Genomic DNA, 24,728 nt, shown 5'->3' on the forward strand with positions numbered 1-24,728 from the left:
GCGTAAGTTAAGATGAAGCCACGGTTTTGCCCCCATAACTCACAGCCCTATGACCTCGATCGCCATTCGTTTCCAGCAAAAGACTGAGGCGGGTTTTACGGCTACGCTGAGCTTTGATGACGGTGCTGAGTATGCGATCGCGATCGCTAAGCCGTTTTCTGAGCAAGAAGAAAGGCGGCTGGAGTGGTATTTTGAGCGCTGGATTCATAAGCCTTATACCGATACGGTGAAGGCGGAGCAGGCGCGGCAGAGCATTTTGGACTATGGTGAGTCGCTGTTTGATCAGGTGTTTGCGGATCGTGCCGCCTATAGCGAGTATCGGCAGGTGCGCGGCAATCTGAGCCAGGTGACGTTAGAGATTCTTGGCGATGATCCGACGTTTCAGGCGTTGCATTGGGAGACGTTGCGCGATCCGGAGCTGGGGGATGTGCCGCTGGCGGTGAATTGCGTGATGCTGCGGCGGATCAATCGGAAAGCGCCGATCGCGGCAACTTTGTCCCCGGCTCCGGTGATCAATGTGCTGCTAGTGACGGCACGACCGGGTGAAGAAAGCGATCTAAACTATCGCACGACTTCCCGACCGCTGATGGCGGCGATCGCCAATGCTCGACTGCCTGTGAATCTGGTGCTGCTGCGTCCGGGGACTTATGAAGCGCTCGATCGGCATTTGGCGGAGACTCCGGCGGGTTTTTATCACATCGTGCATTTTGACTGTCACGGCGGGGTGATGGACTATGAGCTGCTGCGGGCATTGGATAAGAATCGGCAGGTGTTGCTGAAGGGACGCTATGGCGGGCGACCCGATGTGCAGCCGTTTGCGGGAGAGCGGGCGTTTTTGTTTCTGGAGACAGAAACGAAGGGCAAGTCTGATCCGGTAGAGGCGGAGGCGTTGGCGAATTTGCTGAAGACCAAGCAGATTCCGGTGTGCATTTTGGATGCCTGTCAGTTGGGGCAAGAGGTAGACGGACAGGAGGCGCAGGAAGACAGCCTGGGCAGTCGGCTGATGCTGGCGGGAATGCAGCTCGTGGTGGCGATGCGCTATTCGGTGATGGCATCGGCAGCGGGGATGCTGATGCAGCAGTTTTATCAGCAGATGGCGGCAGGGAAGCCTTTGCTAGAGGCGATGCGGCTAGGGCGACGGGAGCTGTTTAACCAAAAGTCGCGCAAGGCGTATTTTAATCAGCAGGTGGATTTAGAGGATTGGCTGCTGCCTGTGCTGTATTGCAATCAGCCGAATTTGACTTTGGCGGTGCAGGCAAGGAGCGCGGAGCAAGAGGAAGCCTACTGGATGCAGCAGGAGAGCCTGTATCGGTTTCCAGAGCCGACCTATGGCTTTGTGGGGCGCGATCTGGAGATTCTCAAGATTGAGAAGGCGCTGCTGCGGCACAATGTGTTGCTGGTGCAGGGCATGGGCGGCACGGGCAAAACCACCCTGCTCAACTATTTGCGGCTGTGGTGGCAGCAGACGAATTTTGTGGCGCAGACTTTCTATTTTGGCTATGACCAGAAAGCCTGGACGCTGGAGCAGATTTTGTTTGCTGTGGGCAAGGCAATTTACAGCAGGTTTGAGCAGGCGAGTTTTCAGGCAATGGGGCAGGGGGCGCAGATGATGAAGCTAGTGGTGACGCTGCGTGCCGGATGCCCGACCTCTAAGCTGCCCTACGCGCTGATTTTGGATAATTTGGAGTCGGTGACGGGGCAAGAGCTGGCGATTCCGAATACGCTGCCAACCGCTGAGCAGGAGAAGATTCGGGATTTTTTGGGTCGGCTGATGGGGGGCAGAACCTATGTGGTGTTGGGTTCTCGGAGCGATGAGGCTTGGCTGCGGGACAGCACCTTTCGGCAGGCAGTGTATCTGCTGAAGGGGCTTGATCCGGAGTCAAGGTCGGCATTGGCGGAGAAGATTTTGCGGCAGGTGTTTGAACAGCCGCAGCGCGTGGAGGCGATCCGCAAAGAGCCGGAGTTTTTGCGGCTGATGAAGTTATTGGCGGGGTATCCGCTGGCGATGGAGGTGGTGTTGGCGAATCTACGGCGGCAAACCCCCAGCGAAATTTTGGCGGGGCTGGATGCGGCGGATGTGGGGCTGGATACGGGCAGTGAGGACAAGACAAAGAGTATTTTGAAATGTGTGGAGTATTCCCACAGCAATTTGTCGGCAGCCTCGCAGCGGCTATTGCTGTGTTTGGCTCCGTTTAGTGGGTTTATTGATCAGCGCGATCTGCCCAACTATGCCCAGGAATTGCAGCAATTAGTGCCGTTTCAAGCCTACGACTTTGGGGCGTTTGAGGGTGCCATTGAGGAAGCAATCCACTGGGGCTTGCTGTCGCCCTTGCGGGAAGATCTGCCGCAGCTCTTGACAATTCAGCCCGTCTTTCCCTATTTTCTCAAAACCAAGCTCAGCACTCTGGATGAAGCCACCCGCGAGGCGCTGCAAACCGGATTTAAGCAGCACTACCAGGGACTCGCCGGGTCTTACAAGCAATGGATGGACTCCAAAAATCCGCAAGAGCGGCAGTTGGGCATCCAGTTTTGTCAATGGGAATATGAAAACCTGTTTCATGCCCTGCAAATCTGCCTAGACAGACAAGAAAGCTTTGATATTTCCTTTTGCTTAAAGCAGTACTTTGACTTGATTAATGATAAGCAAAGTAATCTGAAATTATTAGAATTTGTTTGTCAGAAAATTGATCGATACCCAACTACATTTTTGAAGAGTGCTGAAGGTTATCAAATTCCGTTTGCCATTGCACGATTAGGTAGAAATTACTTAGAAGCGCAACAATATGAGCCAGCACGAGCGGCTTATCAGCGAACTTTAGATCTTTATGAACAAATTGGCGGGGTAGAAGACCAACAGAAACAATTGTGGAAAGCAGTTAGTTATCACCAGTTGGGCAGCGTAGACCAGGAATTACGCGAGTATGAGCAAGCGCGAGTCAACTATCAACAAGCCCTGGAAATCAAAATCGAATTTGGCGATCGCTACTCCCAAGCCCGCACTTACCACCAGTTGGGCAGCGTAGACCAGGAATTACGCGAGTATGAGCAAGCGCGAGTCAACTATCAACAAGCCCTGGAAATCAAAATCGAATTTGGCGATCGCTACTCCCAAGCCCGCACTTACCACCAGTTGGGCAGCGTAGACCAGGAATTACGCGAGTATGAGCAAGCGCGAGTCAACTATCAACAAGCCCTGGAAATCAAAATCGAATTTGGCGATCGCTACTCCCAAGCCCGCACTTACCACCAGTTGGGCAGCGTAGACCAGGAATTACGCGAGTATGAGCAAGCGCGAGTCAACTATCAACAAGCCCTGGAAATCAAAATCGAATTTGGCGATCGCTACTCCCAAGCCCGCACTTACCACCAGTTGGGCAGCGTAGACCAGGAATTACGCGAGTATGAGCAAGCGCGAGTCAACTATCAACAAGCCCTGGAAATCAAAATCGAATTTGGCGATCGCTACTCCCAAGCCCGCACTTACGCCCAGCTAGGTTTGTTAGCGGAAGAATTGAAAGAGTTGCCGGAAGCCCAAGCGAATTTCTTACAGGCGCTACAGATTTTTGCTGAATACAACGATCAGCATATGTTGGGTATAGTCATGCAGATCCTTGCCCGATTTTATCGAGCCAATCCAGATCCAGAATTAGCTGCTGCTGTTGCTCAGATTTTTGGCTGCACGGTGGAGGAAGCGAGAGAGGCGATCGAGTCTTGGGGACAGGGGGAGCGATGAAGTGTAGGGGCGTAGCATTCGGCAGATAATTGGACGGTTTGACCCAGAGATAACGATCGAATGCCGCGCCCTTACCTCCAGCGATCGAGTTCAGAAATATCGCGTTTCTAAGGATGGCGATCGGATTTCCAAATATCCTTAAAGAGGTCTATTGCTTTAGCCTATGCTTTCTTTCCAACCTCCCGGCTTTGGACAACGCATCTTCCAGACTTCGCTGGGCGTAATAGTTTACTACACGCCGATCGCCTCTCCTTTGCGCGATCCTGATTTTCAAGAACCGGGTAAGGCTTCCGACTTGCCGCCACTTCTGTTTCTGCACAGCCTCGGCGGGGGTTCGTCAGCCTATGAATGGTCAAAGGTTTATCCAGCTTTTGCCTCAGAGTATCGGGTGATTGCGCCTGATTTGATTGGCTGGGGACAGTCTACGCATCCTGTGAAAGACTACCAGGTAGAAGATTATCTGCTCCTGCTGACCGAGCTATTGGAACAAATCAATCCGCCTGTGCCCGTCGTCGCCTCTTCCCTCACTGCCGGACTGACCATTCGACTGGCAATTCAACGACCGGATTTGTTTCAGAGCCTGTTTCTCGTAGCTCCTTCTGGCTATGGCGACTTTGGTTTAGATTACGGGCAGGGAGTAGCCGCCAAACTAGCAGGAATCCCTCTGCTCGATCGCCTAATCTATTCTCTCGGAGCCGCCAATGAGTTTGCCATCAGGAATTTTCTGGAGCAGTTTTTGTTTGCTCAGCGATCGCGCTTAACTCCCGAAATCGTAGCCGCCTACCTCGCCTCAGCGACCCAACTTAATGCTGAGTATGCGGCTTTGGCTTCGCTTCGTGGCGACCTATGTTTCGATCTATCCCTCTATTTAGATCAGCTCAATGTCCCAACAGTCCTAGTGTGGGGAGAGCAGGCTCAATTTAGCAAAGTGGAGTTAGGCAAACGGCTAGCAAAGCTTAACCCCAAGGCGATCGAGGAATTTTGGTCGATCGCTCAAGCCGGAGTATTGCCTCATCTCGAAACTCCTGAAATTGTCACGGGTCTACTTTTCAAAGCACTGAATAAAACATTGAATAAAGCGCTGAAAACATAGCGACTTTTCTCTAGAAGCAGCGTTTAATCAGTCGAGAAATATTGCAGTTTTGAGATATAAGTTTGCGAAGCTTAATGATTGGCGATCGCAGATGAGTAATGCTGCCGTGATAATACAACTCATTTACAAAAATTCATTGCAATAGGTTACATATTAAGGTTAACAATTGCGAAAACTAGCGCAATTCTAATAGCATATAAGCCAAGTCGGTTAATACCTACTTCATACATAGCATCCATTCTCTAGTTAAGTAATTATCTAGGATCTAAGCAATCATCATGACTACAACATTACAAAAGCGCGAGAGCGCAAACCTCTGGGAGCGCCTATGCTCCTGGGTAACATCAACCGATAACCGCCTCTATGTAGGCTGGTTTGGCGTTTTGATGATCCCTACCTTGCTCTCGGCAACCATCTGTTTCATCATTGCCTTTGTTGCAGCACCTCCTGTGGACATTGATGGCATCCGTGAGCCTGTCGCAGGTTCCTTGATGTATGGCAACAACATCATCTCTGGTGCAGTTGTGCCTTCTTCTAATGCGATCGGTCTGCACTTCTACCCCATCTGGGAAGCAGCTTCTCTTGACGAGTGGCTGTACAACGGCGGCCCTTACCAGTTGGTTTGCTTCCACTTCTTGATCGGCATCTTCTGCTACATGGGTCGTCAGTGGGAACTTTCCTACCGTCTGGGTATGCGTCCTTGGATCTGCGTGGCTTACAGCGCTCCTCTGGCAGCTGCAACCTCCGTATTCCTGATCTACCCGATCGGTCAAGGTTCTTTCTCTGACGGCATGCCTTTGGGTATCTCCGGCACTTTTAACTTCATGTTCGTATTCCAGGCAGAACACAACATCCTGATGCACCCCTTCCATATGTTGGGCGTAGCAGGTGTGTTTGGTGGTGCGCTGTTCTCGGCAATGCATGGTTCTTTGGTGACATCCTCGTTGGTTCGTGAAACCACCGAAGTTGAATCTCAGAACTACGGTTACAAGTTCGGTCAAGAAGAAGAAACCTACAACATTGTGGCGGCACACGGCTACTTTGGTCGGTTGATCTTCCAATATGCCTCCTTCAATAACTCTCGCTCATTGCACTTCTTGTTGGGTGCATGGCCTGTGGTAGGTATCTGGCTAACGGCAATGGGCATCAGCACCATGGCGTTCAACTTGAATGGTTTTAACTTCAACCAGTCTGTGTTGGATAGCCAAGGTCGCGTTGTCAGCACTTGGGCAGATGTCTTGAACCGTGCCAACCTGGGTATGGAAGTCATGCACGAGCGCAATGCTCACAACTTCCCGCTGGATTTGGCTGCGGGTGAAGCAACTCCTGTCGCGCTGCAAGCTCCTGCCATTAACGGTTAGTGATTGGCAAGTCTAGTGACTGTCAGTTAAAACCAAGCTAAAGCTAGCTGAAAACTGCTGGTTAATCTGTAAAAAGCGCTCCCGATCGGGGGCGCTTTTTTGTTATTCCATCTATTTCTAGGGAACACTGAACTCAAGCTGTGTTTCAGGTATAGCCGTAGTTTTCACACTTAGGGCATTTTTATGGACGCACGGAGCACATCCATAAAAATGCCCCGTCCTAACCGCCTTGGTGGTTGCCATAGCACTACGTAATTGAGTTAGGACGAGTTATTTTTTGAGAGCCGCGTGGCTCTCAAAAAGTAACTCATTGGATCTAAGCGCGTAGCGCCATATATGTCCTTTATTTTTTAGGAAAATTCGTGCAGGAGCGTGCGTTTTGGTTAGCTTGGTCACAGGTTACGGGCGTTGGGGCGATTTTGCTCCGCCGCTTATCCGATCACTTTGGTAGCCTGGAAATAGCCTGGGACGCAAAGCCTAGTGAACTTCTGGCAGTCGATGGATTTGGATTACAGACGGCAGATACGGTAGCGATCGATCGCCTTCGCATTGATCCTGAAAAGCTTTTGCAACAGCATGAACGAGAGAATCCCTGTTTTTGGACTCCGGCTGATCCAGACTACCCAAGGCTGCTGCTGGAAATTCCCGATCCGCCGCCTGTCTTGTACTATAACGGCACAGTTGATCGGCTTGAAAACCAGGGTCATGTCCCAGCGATCGCCATTGTTGGCACCCGCGATCCCTCAGATTATGGTCGTCGCTGGACGCGCAAGCTCAGTGCGGCATTGGCTCAGGCAGGCTTTTTGGTGGTTTCGGGATTGGCAGATGGCATCGACACGGAAGCCCATACGAGTTGCCTAAATGCTGGGAGACGAACGATCGCCGTTATGGCAACCGGGGTCGATGTGATTTACCCCGCGTTTAACCGCAATCTTTCTCAGCGCATCATCAATCAAGGGCTGCTCTTGAGTGAATACCCGGCAGGAACGCAGCCCGATCGCGTCAACTTTCCGCGCCGTAACCGCATCATTGCCGGGTTATCGCGCGCCACGCTGGTCTTGGAAGCTCCCCAAAAATCAGGAGCTTTGATTACCGCCCGTCTTGCCAATGACTACGGCAGAGATGTCTACGTGCTGCCCGGTTCTCTTGATAACAAGCGCTGTCTGGGTTGCCTCGATTTGCTTTACCAAGGCGCTCACGCCATTTTGGGAGAAGCTCATTTGCTAGAGCTGTTGGATACCTTGCCGCGACTCCAAAGCGACGCGACCCAACTCTCGCTGCTGGAAACTGCGCCGCCGCCCGATCTTGCGCCCGATCTTCAGCAGGTTTTACAGGTGGTGGGGAATGAGGCGATCGCGATTGATTGGCTAGTGCAGCAGACGGAATTGCCGACTGGAGCAGTGCTTAGCGCCCTAGCACAATTGGAGTTACTGGGGTTAGTATCCCAACTTTCAGGAGGGACTCGCTATCAGCGCAGCTAGATTGATCCGACACGGTTCCCTTAGAGCAGTGGCTATAGCAATCGCCAAGGTGGTGAGGACGGGGACATTTTTGGTGGGGCGCGAAGCGCCCCACCAAAAATGTCCTAAGCAAACTGGCTATACCCCAGCAGCGGCTATCCGAGCCGTGAGCATCTGCATTCTGGGAGTTTTTTGGGGATGCCTACTGCCGTTCATGCTTGCGGCTCCCGTAGTCGCTGCCCCGACGCCACCTTCCGGTGAATATTCCATTGAACGCTCTGCAACGGCTCCTGACATTCAGCGGATTCGCGATCGCGGCAAGCTCGTAGTAGCCGCTCTAAAGCAGGATAATTCGCCCTTTTTCATGGCAGATGAGCAGGGCAAGCTCGTGGGACTGGATATGAAATTGGCGCAGGCGATCGCCGATCAGCTAGGCGTAAAACTGGAGGTGAATCGATCGGCGACCACCTTTGATCAGGTCGTTGATGCGGTCTACCAACTGGATGCAGACTTAGCCTTCTCCAAGCTTAGCCGCACCTTGAAACGTGCCCAAAGAGTCCGGTTTTCTCGCCCTTATCTCACCATGCGGCAGGGGCTGCTGGTCAACCGTCTGCAAATGGCGCAGCGGGCAAATGGGCAGACCGCCACGCAAATGATTCGGAATTTGCAGGGCAAAATTGGCGTGATCAAAGGCTCCTCTTACGTGGGGTTCACTCAACAGAAGTTTCCCAAAGCCACAATTGTCGAATATTCCTCCTGGACGGCAGTGATGCAAGCCGTGATTCGGGGCGATATTCTGGCGGCTTACCGAGATGAGTTAGAAGTGAAAAAGATTGTGTTGGGCAAGCCGGACGCAGCACTTCAGCTCCAGACGATCGCTCTAACCGACACGCAGGATGCCATTGCGATCGCCCTACCCTGGGACAGCGGACAGCTTCTGGCTTTTGTGGAACAGTATCTCGACATGATGCAAATTAACTACACGACAGACAAATTGCTGGAAGAATATTCGGGCTACCTGAAGGCAGTCCCGTGAAGGCAGTCCCGTGAAGGCAGTCCCGTGAAGGCAGTCCCGTGAAGGCTGCCCCGTGAAAATTACCCAGCCTCCAGCATAAGTTTTTTTCCTCAAACCAGGCTAGCTATGGCTCTTAGTCCCCTCCAGTCTCTTCAATTTCGCCCTACGTTGATCTGGCTTCGCAGCCCTTGGGCGATCGTCATTAGCATTGTCCTAGGTGTTGGGATTGGCACCCGTCAGCACAACTTAGCTGCATGGATTTCTCCCGTAGGGGAGCTGTATTTGGGGCTACTCAAGATGTGCGTTTTACCCATTTTGCTCTCTGCCATTACCACCAGCGTTGGGCGACTGATGACCACTCGCGGGGCGTCCATCCGCCGCATTCTCCTTGTGTTTCCTGTGAGCTTGCTACTGGTGAGTAGCTTTGCTGTGGCAATGGCGGCGATCGCGGGACCCGGTCGTAATTTGTCTACTGCCACCTTGGAAAGGCTAGGGGTCATGGTCAATCAATCAGGAATTGATCTGGAAATCTCGCTGACGGGTGAAGCGATCGCAGAGCCAGGATTAGACTTCAACAGCTTTTTGCTTAGCATCATTCCAGACAATATCTTTAATGCCCTAAGTACAGGACAGACTCTAAAAGTCTTGATTTTTTCAATCATCTCTGGGATTGCACTGGGGCTAATTCAGGAATCTAACACCTGTTTTGAAGTTCTTGACAGCATCTATAAAACGTTCAACAAACTGATTCAGTGGCTAACGTTTCTGCTCCCTTTTGGATTGTGCAGCCTGTTGGCAACGCAGATTTCTAAACTGGGTCTAAACGTTTTATTTTCTATGATTAACTTTGTGGTCATTTCAATTGCCACATTCATGAGCATCTATATCTTTAGCACTTTTATCCTATGGCGGCGATCGCATCTTTCTCTAGGCTCTGTCCTGTCGGCATTAAGAGAACCGACGATTCTAGCGATCGCCACCTCTAGCAGTCTCGCCTGCCTCCCTTCTGCCATCACTGCTCTGAGCGAAAGGCTGCAATTCAATCGTCAAACGGTGAATCTGGTTGCGCCCCTGGCGACGACGCTATGCCGCTTTGGATCGGTTACCTACTTTGCCCTGGCTACACTATTTGTGGCGCAGCTTTACCATAAATCTTTGAGCATTAGGGAGGTGGCGATCGTCATCGTTGGGGCAATTCTGGCGGGCATGGCAACATCGGGCGTAACTGGAATTCTGACGCTAACCATGCTCGATCTGGTGCTGCATCCGCTGAAATTGCCGCTCGAAGCGGTGCTGGTGCTGTTCATTGCGATCGATCCGATCCTAGATCCTTTTCGCACCCTTTGCATTGTCCATACTGGGATGGCAGCTACTGCCATCATTACAGATTTAGAGTCTTATCCAGAATTGAGCCATTAAGCGGAGCTGTTAAACGATGAAGCCCATTCTTTCTCTTAAAAATTCACTGCGCCCTGCCAAAAATCTGCTAGATCCGCTCAAAAAAACGCCTAGTCTAAAGGTGGCGCTAGCAGGTGCTGTTCTGATCACGATTAGCACTACGGCGGCGATCGTTTACTTCCCCTGGCTGCTCGTCTCCCAGCGTAATGTAGACATGCTCATCGCCCAAACGAACAAAGAGATTGCCCTCGCCACCTCACAAGAAGTTGAGCGGCTGTTTAGCAGCGCTCAGTCAGCGCAAGGGCTGATCCAGAGCAGCTACATCAACAATTTCGTGAATCTCTCCGATCAGAAGGCACAGGAAGCATTTCTTCTGAGTGCGCTCCAGGCAAATCCTGATTTTACCTGGGTACAGTTTGGCTATGCGAACGGCAATTTCTTGGGCGCACAGCGAATGCCAGAGGGAATCCTCAAGTTTCATAGCCGTGACTGGAATTCTAAAAATCAAACAACCACGACTACCATTCATGCCTACCGACGGGTGAATCAGCAGTTCAAACAAATTGACAGTCAATCCATGCCCATGAATCCGGCTTTCTACGCGCCTCAACGACCCTGGTATCAGGCGGCGCTAAAAACGCCTGGTCAGCCCGCCTGGTCAATTTATGTCTATCGATCGACTAACGCGCCCGGAATGGATGCGACCGTCAGCATTGAGCAACAGGGGAAAACAGTTGGAGTGGTGGGGGTTGGCATTGAGCTAAAACAGCTTTCGGAATACCTGAAGCGACTGCGCGGACAGCGACCGGGAGCTGCCTTTATCATCAATACAAAGGGAGAACTCATCGCTTCAACGGAACCACAGGATGTGATATCCCTATCCACGACGAACCAAGATCAGCCGCAGCTTCAAAAGTTCAGCCAGACGCGAAATCCCCTACTTCAATACGCCAGCGATACCTTGCAGACTCAGGGGCAGGCGATCGCCCGTCTTCAATCTCTGCAAAAGTTCACCTATGTGCAGCCAGAAACAGGCGATCGCTATTTTATTTCCCTTGCGCCTTTAGGGCATCTGGATTGGCAAATGGGTACCGTCATTCCTGAGAGTATCTACCTGAAGGAGATCAACCAGAATAAACAGATCTTGCTCATCGTCATCATAGCCTTTGTAATCACGACCTCTGGACTGGCAGTGCTGCTGACCGATCGCATTATTGCCCGTCCTATTCTGCGGGTTGCCCGTGCTGCAGCGGCGATCGAAACTCAGAAATTTGAGGTCGAAAGTCTTTCTCCTGTTGCTCAGCGTACCGATGAGTTAGGGCAATTGGCACGGGTTTTTCAAACGATGGCGCGGCAGATTTATGTCCGAGAACAGCGTCTAAAACAGCAAGTGCAAGACTTACGCATTGAGATTGACGAAGTGAAGCGCCAAAAGCAGGTTCAGGAAATTGTCGAAACTGATTTTTTCCAAGACTTAGTTTCAAAAGCCCATACGCTTCGCAAACGTAGTCAGACAAAATCAACGAAGGAATAAAGGCAAAACTTGATCTGAGAAGGAATTGAATTGCGTCGGGGCAGAAAGCTGGCGATGAGAACTAGATGAGAACTATGAGTTAGATAGTCTAATAAAAATCATTTTTTGTAAAAAAGGTTTAAGATTATAGATAATCCAGAGTCTTGATTTTTTGCTGATTCTAAACAGATCTTCTTGAACATTAATAGGCTCAAATGTCGGCAAAACTTTTAAGGCTATGAGCAGATTTTAAGCCATTAGATCTCTCATAAAATGCAGATTTCTTATAGGGCTGTCGCCAGTTTGCTTAGGATATTTGGGATGGGGCGCTTCGCGCCCCATCCCAAATATCTCCGTCCTAACCGCTTTGGCGGTTGCTATAAAGTGTCAAAGTAGAATCGTGCCTCTAGCTTCACTATCCGCAGCTCATACCTCTAGCCAAGTTCTTAGTCCTCCTCTCAAGTGGGCTGGAGGAAAGCGTTGGTTAGTGCCTACGTTAAAGGAAATTTGGCGATCGCACTCCCATTGCCGACTCGTAGAACCTTTCGTCGGCGGTATGTCTGTGGCGCTGGGTCTACAGCCTCAATCGGCACTGCTGAATGACTTAAATGCCCACCTCATGAATTTTTATAGCTGGCTAAAAAAAGGTTTATTGATTGATATTCCTTTAAAAAATGATTCCAGCTACTACTACGTTTGTCGTCAGCGTTTCAACCACCTCATCTTAGAGGGGCAGATTAATAGCCTCAATGCTGCCGAGCTATTTTACTTCCTCAATCGAACAGGATATAACGGGCTTTGCCGTTTTAATAACAGCGACCAATTCAATGTCCCCTTTGGACGATATAAGACGATCGGCTACATCCAAGATTTCACACACTATATTCCTGCCCTAAGAAACTTCGATCTGATTTCCATGGAGTTTATGGATCTCCCTCTCAACTCCAATGACTTTATCTATGCAGATCCGCCCTATGACGTTGAATTTAGAAAATACAGCTCTACCGACTTTACCTGGAATAATCAGGTATCGCTAGCTGAATGGCTGTCTGCCCACAAAGGGCCCGTGATTGCCTCCAATCAAGCAACCGAACGAATCATTGAGCTATATAGCAATCTAGGCTTTGGGATTAAATTCCTAGAGGGGCCGCGCCGGATTTCCTGCAATGGCGATCGCACCCCTGCAAGAGAAATCCTGGCATACAAAAGGTTGTAGATCTTAAAAGATTGGCTTTAGGGCAGTCTGCCAAACCTCATACCCCAAGGCGCTCAAGTGCAGTCCATCCGTGGTCAGGTCACGCTGCAAATTGCCTTCATCGTCCACAAAAATAGACTGGAGGTTGAGAAATGTCGCGTTTTCCTGACGGGCAGCTGCCGCAATGTTGTAGTTAAGCCAGCGGAGGCGATTGTTGGAGATTGAAGATAGGCGAGTGGGCAAAATCGAGTAGATATAAACGGCTGAATTAGGATGGGCTTGCTTGAGCTGTCGCATAATTTCCGTCAGGTTACTGACCACTTCAGCATCGGTTGCCCCACGCCGCAAATCGTTGATGCCCGCCATGACATGAATTGCGTCAGGTTGCGTGTCATTAAATAACGATAGCCGATTCAAAATTCCGGTGGTGGTGTCTCCTGAAATACCTTGATTCAGCCAATAGCGATCGCTCGACAGCCGATCGGCAGGAAACCACATCGCCAAAGAATCCCCTACCAACACTGAGAGCCGATTCACCCCCTGCCCGCCTGCGACCATCTTTGCCTCTTGCCCCAACAGGTTAATCCACTGCTCATAGGTAGGCTGCTCCGTCGCGTTTAGCCAAGCTTCTCGAAAGCTATCGATCGCCGTTCGCGTGTAAAGGGTGCCCGATCGCAGAGCCGCCCAGCGCTGCTGCAAAAGCTGGCTGCCAGAACCCGGACGACTGCGCCGAGGCGGGACAAAATCAGCGATCGGAATGGTCTTCCAGCGACGACTAGGCTCAGGCAAGTTGATCTCTACCGTGGGCGACACCGAAGAGGCAATCCGTTTGGGAGAGGCGGCTGGAGAATCACAGAGACGAGAAATTGCTGTAGCAGAGGGAATTTGGGTAGGAGGTTCAGCAGAGGCAAGCTGCCAGCCAGGAATTTGCCCCTGTGACACCAGGCTAGCCGCAATTAAACAAAAATGGCTCATCGGCTATAAATCACAGGCACCTGTGATCAAGAACACATGATTCTCTTTGCTTGCGATCGATCGCCCTTTCAGGACAGTTGAATTGAAACTTATCTAATTTTTTCAACCTGCCCTTCTCTTAATAGCTGTCGCCAGCTTGCTTAGGACATTTTTGGTGGGGCGTAGCGCGCCCCACCAAAAATGTCCCCGTCCTAGCCGCCTTGGCGGTTGCCATAAACCGCATCTGTGACTCGCTGAATCTGGGTATGAGTTTTTATGAAAGGGACGCTCCGCGCCCCTTTCATAAAATTCATACATGAAACCGTCAATGCCCTTCGCGCCACCCTCAAATACCTTAAGTAAAGGGGACAGGGCTACAGCTCCTGTGTTACCACCTGCCGCAAGATCTCTGTGATTTCTGCCGCCATGCGGGCATCAAGCTGACGCGCTTCTGCATTGGCGTCGCCCTCAGCATTGGCTCCCAAGAGCGCCATGCCGATCGTGTGGAGAATCGCAGGCTTATTCTTGGCGCGAGGCCGTTTGTCTATCAACTGCACAAAGGCAACATAGCTGAGTTCGGTTTGGTAGCGGGTGTCGCTGCGTCCAAAGCCCAACTTCGAGAGAATCACGGGCGATTCAATCGCCGCAGCCAAGCCGAGCTGCTCGATCGCCACATCAACATAGCGAGCAGTATCGGTACCCAGAGCGCGAATCACCGTTTCCAGGCTGTGCCATTGGGCGTTGGGTAACTGCGCACCCGCAAACAGGTGATTGTGCCAGCCCACCAGCGAGATAAACCGCGTCAAATCATAGGTCGATAGGGCATTGTTGCCTGTGTGATCGCTGTAGGGGGTTTCAAGCAGTAAAGCATCGAGAGCTTGGCTCCAGAGCTTAGGACATTCAATCAGGGGCGGTTCGCCGTAACGTCCCAAAAAGTCTGAATTAAAGTTGCCTGTCATCTGCTGTATCCAGCTTTGCAGTTCCTTCGGCGTTGAAAACTGCTTGAATAAAGCCGCAATCGCATTCGAGCTGCCAATTTTCTCCTGATAGCTCACCAGATCGACCGCCAGAGAATAGAAACCGTAGCCGCTGGAGCTGCCCATTGGCTGCACCAGACAGTCTCGAATCTTTGCCTCAGAATTGGCGGCGTTGGCGCGGCACAGCACGTGCAGCAGCGGCAGAATCTTCGTTGCGCTCCAAAGCTGGGCAGGCTGGAGGGCATTTTTTCCCAGCCACCGAGCGCGAATCATGCCATCGACAAAGCTGCCGACGCAAACACAGGCTTGCTGAATGTCTGGATGTAAAAAATCTAGCCCAGCTGCATCAATGGCTGGTCGTTCACCTCGCGCTGGGTAGAGATCAGCGATCGCGGTGGGCGAAATCAAGGTCACGCCATCGGGCTTTTGGGTGAGGCGATCGGGAAAACTGGAAATCTCGGCGGCATAGGGCGATGTCAGGTATCCGCGATCGAGAAACGCTAGCTTTTCAGCATCAAATCCTTCCTCCTGCGCCAGGTAGGTGTTGTAAACCTGCTGACGGTCTTTGGACTGCGCCAAGATGAAGGCGATCGGATCGGCATGGGTCAGCGCCCAAGCAAACTCTGAATCAAATACGCCGACTTTCATGGTGTCGAGTCCGTAGAAGTCGCAGAACTGCGTCAGACCCGCTTCGGTGGGAGAGGTGTAACGCCCATCGATCGCCCCAGAATACAGCCGGAAGTCGGTCAAGATCACCTGAATATCGCGCATCAGACGGGCACAGCCATCCCAACGCTCGTAGGGCGCTAGACTATCTGGATCACTATCTTGAAGGGCATAAATGCCGATATTCCAGGTAGCATACGGCAGCGGCACAGCGTTTGAAATCTCTAGCGCTAAACAGAGGAATGCCGCTAGTTCAGCTCTGGTAGCGTTTTGGGTCGGGCGAAATAGGCGCACGTTTGGGTAATTGACCATGCGGTTATCTAGCACGGCTGCCGCGATCGCCCAGCGCGTCCAGTTCGGAATCTCCGCCGCATCATCGAAATAAAGCGTCAGCGTTTCATCGGGATTAGCAGGGGTGGGCAGAGACAGCGCCGTCACCAGCACCGCCATCACCTGCATACGGGGAATGAGCAGATCTGGATAAAAGTAGCCCTCTGGATAGCCAGAAAACAGCCCCCGCTCGTAGCCCCAAATCACGGCTTTATACGCCCAGTGCGTTAGGGGCACATCAGGAAAATAGACGGAATTACGAACCTTGGGCGCACTAGGAAATGACACATACAGTAGCGCCGTAAACTCAGCGCGGGTCAGCGACGCATCGGGGCGAAAAGTACCATCTGGAAAACCCTGGACGATGTGGCGATCGCTCAGCGCCAGGATGCAGGATCTTGCCCAATGATCGTGGATATCAGGAAAATGGGGGGGCATGGAAAAATGGGGAAGCGAGGATTAAGGCACTTGGTATTGTGGTCGCTAATAGGCAGCAGGCTGAACCTTGCGCTCTTCTGAAGGAAGTTGACGAGCGGTAGCAAAGGTTTTGAGCCAATTTTGATATTCCGCGTCAGTCGGCATCTGGAGGGTGGGCTGAGGTGCAAGGCGATCGTCCCGTTTTGCGTCCCCGCCTCCTGCACCTTCACGCTTGCCTTCCGCTGCTACACTCGCCGCAGAGTAAGCCACCGGACTCAGAACTTGAGCGATCGCCGTCTGTCGCTGCAACTGCTGACTAGAAGACACCAGGTTGCCAAATCCGTTGATTAGGTCGCGAATGTTATCTCGCAACTCCGGATCACCCGTCAGCTCATCCAGATCAGAGGTGATTTTTTGGGCGTTTTGGAAGGTAGCGCGAGCAGAATCTAGAGTTTGCTGGAGCATCAGCATATTGTCAGGACTGCCCACGGTTGCCGTTAGATCTCGCAGGTTTGCCGAAGCTTCAGCGGCATTTGCCGATAGAGTTTGGAGATTCTGCAAGATTTCGCCATTTTCAACCTGGGGTGCCAAGGTGCTGACTAGATCCTGAACTTGGCGGCTCGTTTGGTCAATGCTATTGAGGGTTCCGACCAGAGAGCTACGGTTTTCGGCGAGTAGCCCATTCACCTGAGCGGCTGTCAAACCCAGCTGATTTGCCGCCTCACCCACCGATGTTGCCGAAGTAGAGGCAGCAGTGGACAGGGTTCCCAGCTCACTTTGCACAGATTTGGTTAGCTTGGTCACTTCGCCCGTCAGCACCGAAACTCCGGCAGCCGCATCGGCAGAGTTGCGGGTCAGAGAACGAACTTCAGCAAAAAATTGGGGATTGGAAAATAGGTTGGCAAACTGTGTTGTGGAGCGTACCAAAGCGCCAAAGCTGACTCCGACCTCGCCAGAAAGCCGATCGCCATCACAGACAACGATCTCACTGGAGCAGTTTTCTGCTAGCGGATTTTGCGCTAACGCGGCGCTAGACAAACTGTTCCGAGGCGTGACATCGATCGCCGTTGCGCCAATCAGACCGCTTTGATTTGCCTCAATAACTGCGTTCTTGGGAATTACCAGAGTCCCAGGCGAAATCTCAACTTCAACATCTACCGCATTGGCTCCGGCACGCACATCCATCACCCGACCTACGGATACCCCTCGGTAAGACACGGGTGCGCCTACCTGGATGCCCGCAACTTCAGGGAACTGGATGACGGCGCGGTAGCTGCGGTTGCTAGGATTAAACCCTCGTAACCACAAAAATAGCCCTCCCATTACCCCCAGCCCTAGCAGGATCAGCAGACCCACAGAACCTTCTCGAATTGTTCGCGATCGCATGATGTCTCCTTTCAACAGCGGCAGCTTCTATCCAGATTACCTCTAACCCTAGACGGTAACGTTCCAGATTTACGGGTGAGTTCAAAATATGGCAACCGCCAAGGCGGTTAGGATGAGGATCTTTTGGGTGGGGTGCGCAGCGCCCCACCCAAAAGATCATAAGCAAACTGGTGACAGCTATACTACCCCGCTAATTGGATAGGCCCCTCGACACTGCCGCTAAAAAACTGTCGTGCTACCTGATTTTCGGTCGTGTCGATGTCCGCAGCACTACCTTCCCACTGGACTTTACCCTGATACAAGAAGATGATCCGATCGGCGGTGCGGCGAATGGTGCTGTCTTGGTGCGTAATAATTCCGTAGGTGCTGCATCCGCCGTGAGAGCTTTGCAAGGCGCGAATCAAGTCTTCGATCACCGTAGAGGCGATCGGGTCTAGTCCAGCAGTTGGCTCGTCGTAGAGAATCACTTCAGGACTATCGGTTGGGTCGTCGGGGTTGTCCATAATGGCACGGGCAAAGCTGACCCGCTTGCGCATTCCGCCCGAAAGCTCGGCAGGATAGCGATTGCCAATTCCTGGCAGCCCAACCATATCCAGCTTATGCTCAACGAGTTCGCGGATACGTCTGCGAGACAAGCGAGAGTGCTGATACAGCAGAAAGCCAACATTTTCCTCCACCGTCAGAGAATCAAACAGGGCGGCGTTCTGGAAAACCATGCCAATGCCCAAGGACTCTTTGGCATCTTCCACCAATCCCTCTCGCCGCTGACCCTGGACATAAATTTCTCCAGCATCTGGCTCTAGCAGCCCTGCGATGATCCGTAGAATCGTGGATTTGCCCGTCCCTGACGGCCCGATGATGGCAAGGGCTTCTCCCCGGTAAATCGTCAGGTCGATATTTTCTAACACAACGTTGCGACCAAAGGATTTGCTAACTCCTTTCAGTTCGATAAGCGGCTCAGCCATAGCAGAATGTCTCGTTTAGACAGACCCAACTTAACGCAGAATGAGCAGCACAGGCTGATTAACTGACAGATTTTTGCTTCCTCATCCTCCCATCCCTTCTGCCTACGTGGGAGAAGGAGAGCCAAAAAGTTGATGGGATTCGCAGCCCTTCTCCGGCTCTGGGCTATCCATGATGCCGCTCAGGCAACCCGGTATTGACTGAGGACGCATGTTTTTTCCGTAGGGCAATGCCAAAAGTTGACAGATTAGGGGGGCGATCGCCATTTGTGAAATGCCTTCCAAATAAATCCCAGGAGCTATCCTAGGGCTAATACAAAACAAAGGAGTTTCCCGAACATCAGCACCTATACCGCCATGTTGTCCGTCGGCATTCATGCCATGATCGGCTGTAATCAAGATTTCATAGCCGTCGCTTAGCCATCGGGGCACAAATTGCGCCAAGAGGCTGTCTGTGGCGATCGCTCGTCCGCGATATTCTGGAGAGTTGCCGCCAAAGCGATGTCCTGTGTAGTCTAATCCCATCGGATGCACCAGCATAAAATCAGGATGACAGCTCTGACGCAGGGCTTCCGCATCGGCAAACAGATGGGAGTCGGGGTAGGCATCTTCCCAATAGAATTTGCCGTGCTGAATGGGCAGATGTGGCTGATGCTGTTCGCGATCGGTGAAGCGATCGAACGGAAAGCGATTGTAGAGTTCGCTAAACCAGTGAAAGGCAGCAGCAGCAGTGGTTAATCCTTGCTGAGTTGCCAGGTGAAATAGGCTAGTTTGATGGGAGAGTCTGGCGACATCGTTGGCGGTGATGCCATTGATTGAGACAGGAGTTCCTGTGAGCAGCACCTCATATAAAGGGCGAGACAAGGTAGGAAGTTCTGCCTGAACTTTGTATAGACTGGCTTGGGAAATTTCAACCCAATGTCCCAAATATCCCATTGAGGATTGGGCGACATCAAATCGTAAACCATCTAAAACCACCAGAATTACTTTGCAGGAAGCCTGAGTTTGGATGTTGTAATGCATGGGAAAGGAAAGATTTGTCGTTCAGCCAGGGCAAATGTCTTCTCTTGAGTTGCCGAAGTCATGTCAATCTTCTCTCTAACAGGCTTCTCTCTCAGGCCATACTCCCTGACTCCAGGTCATCACGGGTGATCTTCTACTGCCCAAAAGGACTGACGGTCTTTACGAAATTAGATTTCTTGGGCGCAATCGCCTTCATCACCGGAACCGAGGTCTGTGATTGAGCGACAGGCTGCCAAAAAACGATCGCATTCGTCAGAGGCTGAAGCTGTGTGCCGGGATAGTAAAAGCTAAGAATCTGGCTACCCGACCAGCCCAATTCACCCAGGTGATAGGAACCCGTTTGGCTCATGCCCACCCCATGTCCCAAGCCGCCTCCCGTAAAGACAAACCCCTTCAGGACAGCAGCAGCGAAGGGTTTAGGCATTGGCTCGATCGCTTTGGCAGCTGCATTCGACCCCTGAGCAACGGCAGCCGGAGGCTGAGGAGTGACCTTGGCTGTGGGCTGTTCGTAAACTGGCTCCACATAAAACAGGGTGCTGTTGGGAGCATAGAGTGCCCGGAGAATTTCGTCTTTCTCTAGCTCAACGATGCCGCGATCGGTGGTGATTGCCAGTTTCTGCACCCGTCCTGTAGGCGATCGCTCCAATACCTTAATGTCCTGCACCTGAGTAAAGTTCGCCAGAGGGTTCTGCTTACTTTGCAGATAGGAGCGTAAATCTTTTGCCAAATCGGGGAGGGGGCTAACCACACGCCACCGGAACATATCCCAGCCCACCTCGTTAAATCCAGCTTTTTGGGCAATGAACGCCCTAAAATTCTGTTCGTCTGCCAGACTGCGGCTAGATAAATCCCAAATATTTTGCACAGAGTCCACAACCGACTGCAAGTAAGGGCGATCGCTGCCATTCCAGACATCGCTAAAGCGCGCCGTCACGCCCCCGGTGGTGGAAGAATACAGGGCGTCAACCAGCTCGTTTTGATAGGTCAACACCTGCCCACGAGTGTTGGCAATTGCCCGATCGGCAACCCCATCCGCCCCAGTGAGTCCTCGGTAGACTTGGCATTGGGTGTCGGCACAGAGCTGGTAATTGTCGATCGCAAAGCGACGCAGGTTCCGCAAAACGTAGGTGCGGGCTAGGATGGCTTGTGCCTCGATCGCGGCAGTGGGGGCACCTGGCCCAATCTCATGGGGAACCACGCCCCGCAGGTAAGTCTCTAGCGGCACCTGATTAACTAGCGTATAGGTGCCATAGGCGTTGGTCTGAAGCTTGAGGCTACCCGCATAGGCTTTTGTGCCGTGCTCCCCTCGGTTGAAGGTAACGTTGACTGGCTGATTAGTGGCGATCGCAATCTCATCTTCCTGGTAGCGATTGCCGTTTACCGTCACCATCGCCTTCGGCTCCTGACGCTGAATCTGCGTGTCAATGAAGGCAGTTCGGGAGCCGTGGGACTGGAGATTTTGCATCAGCAAACGACGCAGCAGCGCTGAGCTGTAGGTATTTCGCTTTGCCCAGACCTGCCACTGCTTCGGCTGAGCCAGCTCAACCTCAATACCCCGCTGTTTCCAGCGATCGGCGCTATCTTCCGCGCTTTCAAAACTGCGGTGTGTACTGAGCACAACGCGCTCACTCACCCTTGGCTGAGGGATGGGCTGCATAACCACATCCACCTTAACGTCGCCATTAGTGGTCAGGGTTTGGGGCTGCTCTCCCTGTTTAAACGTCAAAGTCAGGCTGTCTCCTGGCTCTGGCTTCAAAATAATTTCGTCTTTGCTGTCTGAACCAAATCGCTGCACTACGCCAACATCGAGCCGAGGATTGAGCGGAGCCACCTGTGTTGCTCCCTGTGCAACTGTCTCCTGTGCAGTCTCCCCCTGTACAACCGCTTCTTGAGCTACTCCTGGCTGAGTCACTAACCCCACCCAGCAAATTGCGCCCAAAACTGCCGCAAAACTGCTGAGTTGAAGCCCAGATTGAAGCCAGATACGAACTGGCGAACCGTTAGTTGAACTATTCGTTGGGCTGCCAGCCAGACTCATGTTAGCCAGACTCAATTGAAAAGATCTCCTCACAGGTCAATTCCTACAGCAAACAACATCAAGGCATTCTATTTAAAGCTCAGCATTTGCCCAGCTACCCATGATAGGCAAATTCACTAGGTTTGTTTCTCTATTTTCGATGGGATTGCCTCTAGGATAGAAACTTTACGAGCGCAGATCCTAACTTCAAGAAAGCTTCACGGTTTATTTTTGAACTATGTAAAGTTTTGAAGTGTTGCAAAGTTTTGTAAAATCATGCGATTTTGAAACACTAAGTTGTGAGCTAAGGTGCTCTGCTGGAATTGTTTTTGCTGAAATTGCTAAGCGAATTGCTAAGTGATGAGGATAACACGGCTGCGATCGCCCTTTGCGTAAGCAACTATGAAACCTTTGCGTAAGCAACTATGAAACCTTGCGTAAGCAACTATGAAAAGCTCTTGGGTGCATCTGTTACATTTAGCCCTATGTTTTGTCTGTATGCTTCCTTCAAGAGTCGCAATCTCAATTATGGTGTTCATCTCAGTACTGATGACTTTGGTACGGAGTACTCCTCTCTAAGCTACCTTCAGCGTTTTCCGGCTGATCCGTTGAAAATCGATCGCTCTTGTATCCATCACCTCGGCCCTAGCAGCGAGAACTCGGCAATTGTTGAAGCCACTAGAGTGAGGACACAACCGTGATGGCACACAGGCTCAGCATGAATGTCGTTGCAGAAGGCGTTGAAACCATGAAACAGTTAGGGTGTGGGCGATCGGCTGTCAACAGGTTCAGGGCTATTTGTTTTCGCCCCCAAAGACAGCTCACGAAGCAGCGCTATTGATCCATCCTGGCTCCAAAATCTAAAATCTAAGAGCCAAAATCTGAGAGCCAAAATCTGAGAGCCAAAATTGTGCGGCTCCGCCGTAAAGCCCCCATTTCAGGAACTTCCAAACGTGCAAATTACCAAACGCAACGTTGACTTAGTCGTAGATGACAGCCTGATGCGGGTTTACATAGCGGCTCCTCAGCCAGCCGGACGCTATCCAGGCATTTTGTTCTACTCAGATATTTATCAGTTGGGGAGTCCGATCACGCGCCTCGCCAATCATCTGGCAGGCTATGGCTATGTCGTGGCGGCTCCAGAGATTTTTCACCGGATTGAGCCGATTGGTACCGTGATTGAACCCAACGATTTGGGACGGATGCAGGGCAATGATGACGCTCGACGAACCGCGATCGCCGAATATGATGCCGATGCCCGTGCTGTGATTGACTTTTTCAAGCAAGACGGTCTGAAACCAGAAAGCCAGATTGATCCCAATAAAATTGGGACGATGGGCTTCTGTATTGGCGGACATCTGGCGTTTCGGGCAGCGTTTCGGGATGAGGTCAAAGCGGCGGTGTGCTGCTACCCCACGGGCATTCACATTGGCAAGCTGGGGCGCGGCGTAGCCGACACGCTGTCTCGCATGGGGGAAGTCAAGGGCAAAGTTTTTCTAGCGTTCGGCTCGATCGATCCTCACATTCCAGAAGACGCTCGACAGAAGGTGATTCAAGGTTTAGAAAATGCGGGGGTCGATTACACCCTCTCGCTTTATGAAGGCGCAAATCATACCTTTATGCGAGATGATAGCGATCGCTTTGACCCCGTAGCCACCGATCGAGTCTGGGCAGAAGTGACGGCATTTCTGAGTCAAGTTTTTCAAGACCGAACGTTCTAAAGCTGTTTCCAGGCTTTGGGCTGCTGAAATTTGTAGAGGTCTTGAATGACCGTTGTCCAGCTATCGGCAAGCGATTGGAGAATGCGATCGCCCTTCTCTACAGTCGCCGTTGTTGGATCTCCCAAAACACCGCTTTTGCTCAAATCTCGCGTTGTCCAGGCAAATGGCAGCTTGCCCTCCATACTTAGCACGCTGTCTTCGGGCAACTCCTGCGGATACTCGGCAACGGCTTTATCCATCTGCACCTGTCCCGGCAGAATGGAAAGCAACAGACTGGTTTCGCCATCACCTGCATGAATTCCCAAAGCCTTTTCTTTAGGGGTCAGCAAATCTCCGGCGATGTTGGGCACGCGCCAAACGAATAATGGAAACACCATAAAATCTTCGTGCTGCTGGTGCAGATCTCGCGCCACGATGTCCATGATCTGCGGCTGTCCGCCATGCCCGTTGACCAATGCCCACTTCCGAAATCCCGCTCGGTACAGGCTTTCGCCCACCTCCATCAGGGTATTGATTAGCGTCTGAGCGCTCAGCGTCACCGTTCCTGGAAAGTGCCAATGCTCATTCGACTTGCCATAGCTCAGCGTTGGTAGGGCATAGGCTGGAATTTCAGGAGCCAACTGCTCTAGTGCCTTGCCCACTACCGCTGTGGCAATCGCTGCATCCACGACCAGCGGCAAATGCGGTCCATGCTGCTCGATCGCTCCCACAGGCTGAATCAGCACCACGTTATCTTTGTCAGACATTGCCTGAATTTCTGTCCAGGTCAGATAGGGGAAGAAGCGATCGGGCGGAATGAAGGTATGCATAGACTCAGAGAGGGGGAGATGAGGGATTGGGAGCTAGGGATTGGGCGTGATCAGAGGCTGTTGCCTGAACAGGGGGGCGTAAGGAAACGTAGGCTAGAGCGCCCAAAAGCGGCAGCAGAGTCACCGCCCAAAAAATTCGCTGATCTTTGAGTCCGCGCCTTGCCATATCGTCGCCTAGCAATACCGGGAACAGCAGCGAGAGCAGACAAAAATCGAGACTCATGACATGGATAAAGCGACTTGTTTGCCACTGAGCGACGAAATTGCTCCAATCGCCATTTTGGAAACCGTAGAGCATCAGGGCGATCGCCCCTACTGCAATCAATCCGCCCAACCAGCGGGAGTCTGTCAGCTTCAGCCACCAGTTTTTTGTGCCTAAAAACGTGGGGTTGGGCTGACGCAGAGCCAAATAGGGCAGCAGCGCAAAAGCTCCAACTGCAAATGAGCCGATCGCAAACGGCCAAGCTGGAACTTTCTGTCCTCTGCCATCTAGGTATAGAAAACAGGAGTAGAGCAACGGCAGCACTCCCATGATGTTGAATAGCGCCACAATCAGGGGATTAATACCCGCGACGTTTCCAGTGGAAAGATTCTGAATAAGCTGTAGCGTGTCCGGGCGATCGGGGGGCGCAAACAGAAAGGCGTAGGCAACAAATCCACCCCAGAGCAACCAAAGCCAGACTTTTTTGAGCATAGAT

At 51.8% G+C, this 24,728-nt stretch carries 19 protein-coding genes; 11 read left to right on the forward strand and 8 right to left on the reverse strand.

Annotated elements, in window-relative coordinates; translation table 11 throughout:
* The first annotated feature begins 49 nt into the window (after positions 1-49).
* The 8 genes from AC5JMP_RS22165 to AC5JMP_RS22200 all read left to right on the forward strand — a co-directional run bounded on the left by AC5JMP_RS22165 (position 50) and on the right by AC5JMP_RS22200 (position 12,789).
* On the forward strand, positions 50-3,733 hold the full coding sequence (locus tag AC5JMP_RS22165) for a tetratricopeptide repeat protein (protein ID WP_495853668.1): 3,684 nt from the start codon (positions 50-52) through the stop codon (positions 3,731-3,733).
* Positions 3,734-3,896: 163 nt separating this feature from the next.
* Complete coding sequence (locus AC5JMP_RS22170; protein ID WP_495853669.1) at positions 3,897-4,826, forward strand: alpha/beta fold hydrolase; 930 nt, start codon at positions 3,897-3,899, stop codon at positions 4,824-4,826.
* Positions 4,827-5,104: 278 nt separating this feature from the next.
* The gene (gene psbA / locus AC5JMP_RS22175) at positions 5,105-6,187 is read left to right on the forward strand and encodes a photosystem II q(b) protein (protein ID WP_495853670.1); all 1,083 of its coding nucleotides are present in this window, start codon (positions 5,105-5,107) and stop codon (positions 6,185-6,187) included.
* Positions 6,188-6,549: 362 nt separating this feature from the next.
* A complete protein-coding gene (gene dprA / locus AC5JMP_RS22180; protein WP_495853671.1) occupies positions 6,550-7,668 on the forward strand; it encodes a DNA-processing protein DprA in 1,119 nt (372 codons plus the stop codon).
* Positions 7,669-7,696: 28 nt separating this feature from the next.
* The gene (locus AC5JMP_RS22185; protein ID WP_495853672.1) at positions 7,697-8,683 is read left to right on the forward strand and encodes a substrate-binding periplasmic protein; all 987 of its coding nucleotides are present in this window, start codon (positions 7,697-7,699) and stop codon (positions 8,681-8,683) included.
* A 105-nt stretch (positions 8,684-8,788) separates the two neighbouring features.
* Positions 8,789-10,081, forward strand: a complete 1,293-nt coding sequence (locus tag AC5JMP_RS22190; RefSeq protein WP_495853673.1) for a dicarboxylate/amino acid:cation symporter — start codon at positions 8,789-8,791, stop codon at positions 10,079-10,081.
* 16 nt (positions 10,082-10,097) lie between these two features.
* Complete coding sequence (locus tag AC5JMP_RS22195; RefSeq protein ID WP_495853674.1) at positions 10,098-11,594, forward strand: cache domain-containing protein; 1,497 nt, start codon at positions 10,098-10,100, stop codon at positions 11,592-11,594.
* A 379-nt stretch (positions 11,595-11,973) separates the two neighbouring features.
* On the forward strand, positions 11,974-12,789 hold the full coding sequence (locus AC5JMP_RS22200) for a DNA adenine methylase (protein ID WP_495853675.1): 816 nt from the start codon (positions 11,974-11,976) through the stop codon (positions 12,787-12,789).
* Positions 12,790-12,792: 3 nt separating this feature from the next.
* Here the strand turns inward: AC5JMP_RS22200 and AC5JMP_RS22205 are convergent, their stop codons facing one another.
* The 6 genes from AC5JMP_RS22205 to AC5JMP_RS22230 form a co-directional block, all read right to left on the reverse strand.
* Complete coding sequence (locus tag AC5JMP_RS22205) at positions 12,793-13,743, reverse strand: GDSL-type esterase/lipase family protein (protein ID WP_495853676.1); 951 nt, start codon at positions 13,741-13,743, stop codon at positions 12,793-12,795.
* 353 nt (positions 13,744-14,096) lie between these two features.
* Positions 14,097-16,133: an S-layer homology domain-containing protein gene (locus AC5JMP_RS22210; protein ID WP_495853677.1), complete on the reverse strand. Its 2,037-nt coding sequence runs from the start codon at positions 16,131-16,133 to the stop codon at positions 14,097-14,099.
* A gap of 45 nt (positions 16,134-16,178) precedes the next feature.
* Positions 16,179-17,498: an MlaD family protein gene (locus AC5JMP_RS22215; protein ID WP_495853678.1), complete on the reverse strand. Its 1,320-nt coding sequence runs from the start codon at positions 17,496-17,498 to the stop codon at positions 16,179-16,181.
* A 182-nt stretch (positions 17,499-17,680) separates the two neighbouring features.
* Positions 17,681-18,463 (reverse strand): ABC transporter ATP-binding protein, encoded by a 783-nt coding sequence (locus AC5JMP_RS22220; RefSeq protein ID WP_495853679.1) that lies wholly within the window; start codon positions 18,461-18,463, stop codon positions 17,681-17,683.
* 102 nt (positions 18,464-18,565) lie between these two features.
* Positions 18,566-19,483 carry an alkaline phosphatase family protein gene (locus AC5JMP_RS22225; protein WP_495853680.1) on the reverse strand — a complete coding sequence of 306 codons (918 nt, stop codon included), beginning with the start codon at positions 19,481-19,483 and terminating at the stop codon, positions 18,566-18,568.
* A gap of 133 nt (positions 19,484-19,616) precedes the next feature.
* Entirely contained in the window at positions 19,617-21,554 is a 1,938-nt protein-coding gene (locus tag AC5JMP_RS22230; RefSeq protein ID WP_495853681.1) for a SpoIID/LytB domain-containing protein, read from the reverse strand.
* 431 nt (positions 21,555-21,985) lie between these two features.
* Between AC5JMP_RS22230 and AC5JMP_RS22235 the strand changes: the two genes are divergently transcribed.
* The 3 genes from AC5JMP_RS22235 (at position 21,986) to AC5JMP_RS22245 (ending at position 23,221) form a co-directional block, all read left to right on the forward strand.
* The gene (locus AC5JMP_RS22235; RefSeq protein ID WP_495853695.1) at positions 21,986-22,201 is read left to right on the forward strand and encodes an EAL domain-containing protein; all 216 of its coding nucleotides are present in this window, start codon (positions 21,986-21,988) and stop codon (positions 22,199-22,201) included.
* Entirely contained in the window at positions 22,198-22,341 is a 144-nt protein-coding gene (locus tag AC5JMP_RS22240) for a hypothetical protein (RefSeq protein ID WP_495853682.1), read from the forward strand. Before AC5JMP_RS22235 ends, AC5JMP_RS22240 begins: the two co-directional genes overlap by 4 nt.
* A gap of 112 nt (positions 22,342-22,453) precedes the next feature.
* Entirely contained in the window at positions 22,454-23,221 is a 768-nt protein-coding gene (locus AC5JMP_RS22245; RefSeq protein ID WP_495853683.1) for a dienelactone hydrolase family protein, read from the forward strand.
* Here AC5JMP_RS22245 and AC5JMP_RS22250 read toward each other — a convergent pair.
* Positions 23,218-24,030, reverse strand: coding sequence for a creatininase family protein (locus AC5JMP_RS22250; RefSeq protein ID WP_495853684.1), 813 nt, complete (start codon positions 24,028-24,030; stop codon positions 23,218-23,220). The genes AC5JMP_RS22245 and AC5JMP_RS22250 overlap by 4 nt on opposite strands.
* A 4-nt stretch (positions 24,031-24,034) precedes the next feature.
* Positions 24,035-24,724 (reverse strand): DUF2834 domain-containing protein, encoded by a 690-nt coding sequence (locus AC5JMP_RS22255; RefSeq protein WP_495853685.1) that lies wholly within the window; start codon positions 24,722-24,724, stop codon positions 24,035-24,037.
* Positions 24,725-24,728: the final 4 nt, after the last annotated feature.

The organism is Drouetiella sp., assembly GCF_059504425.1.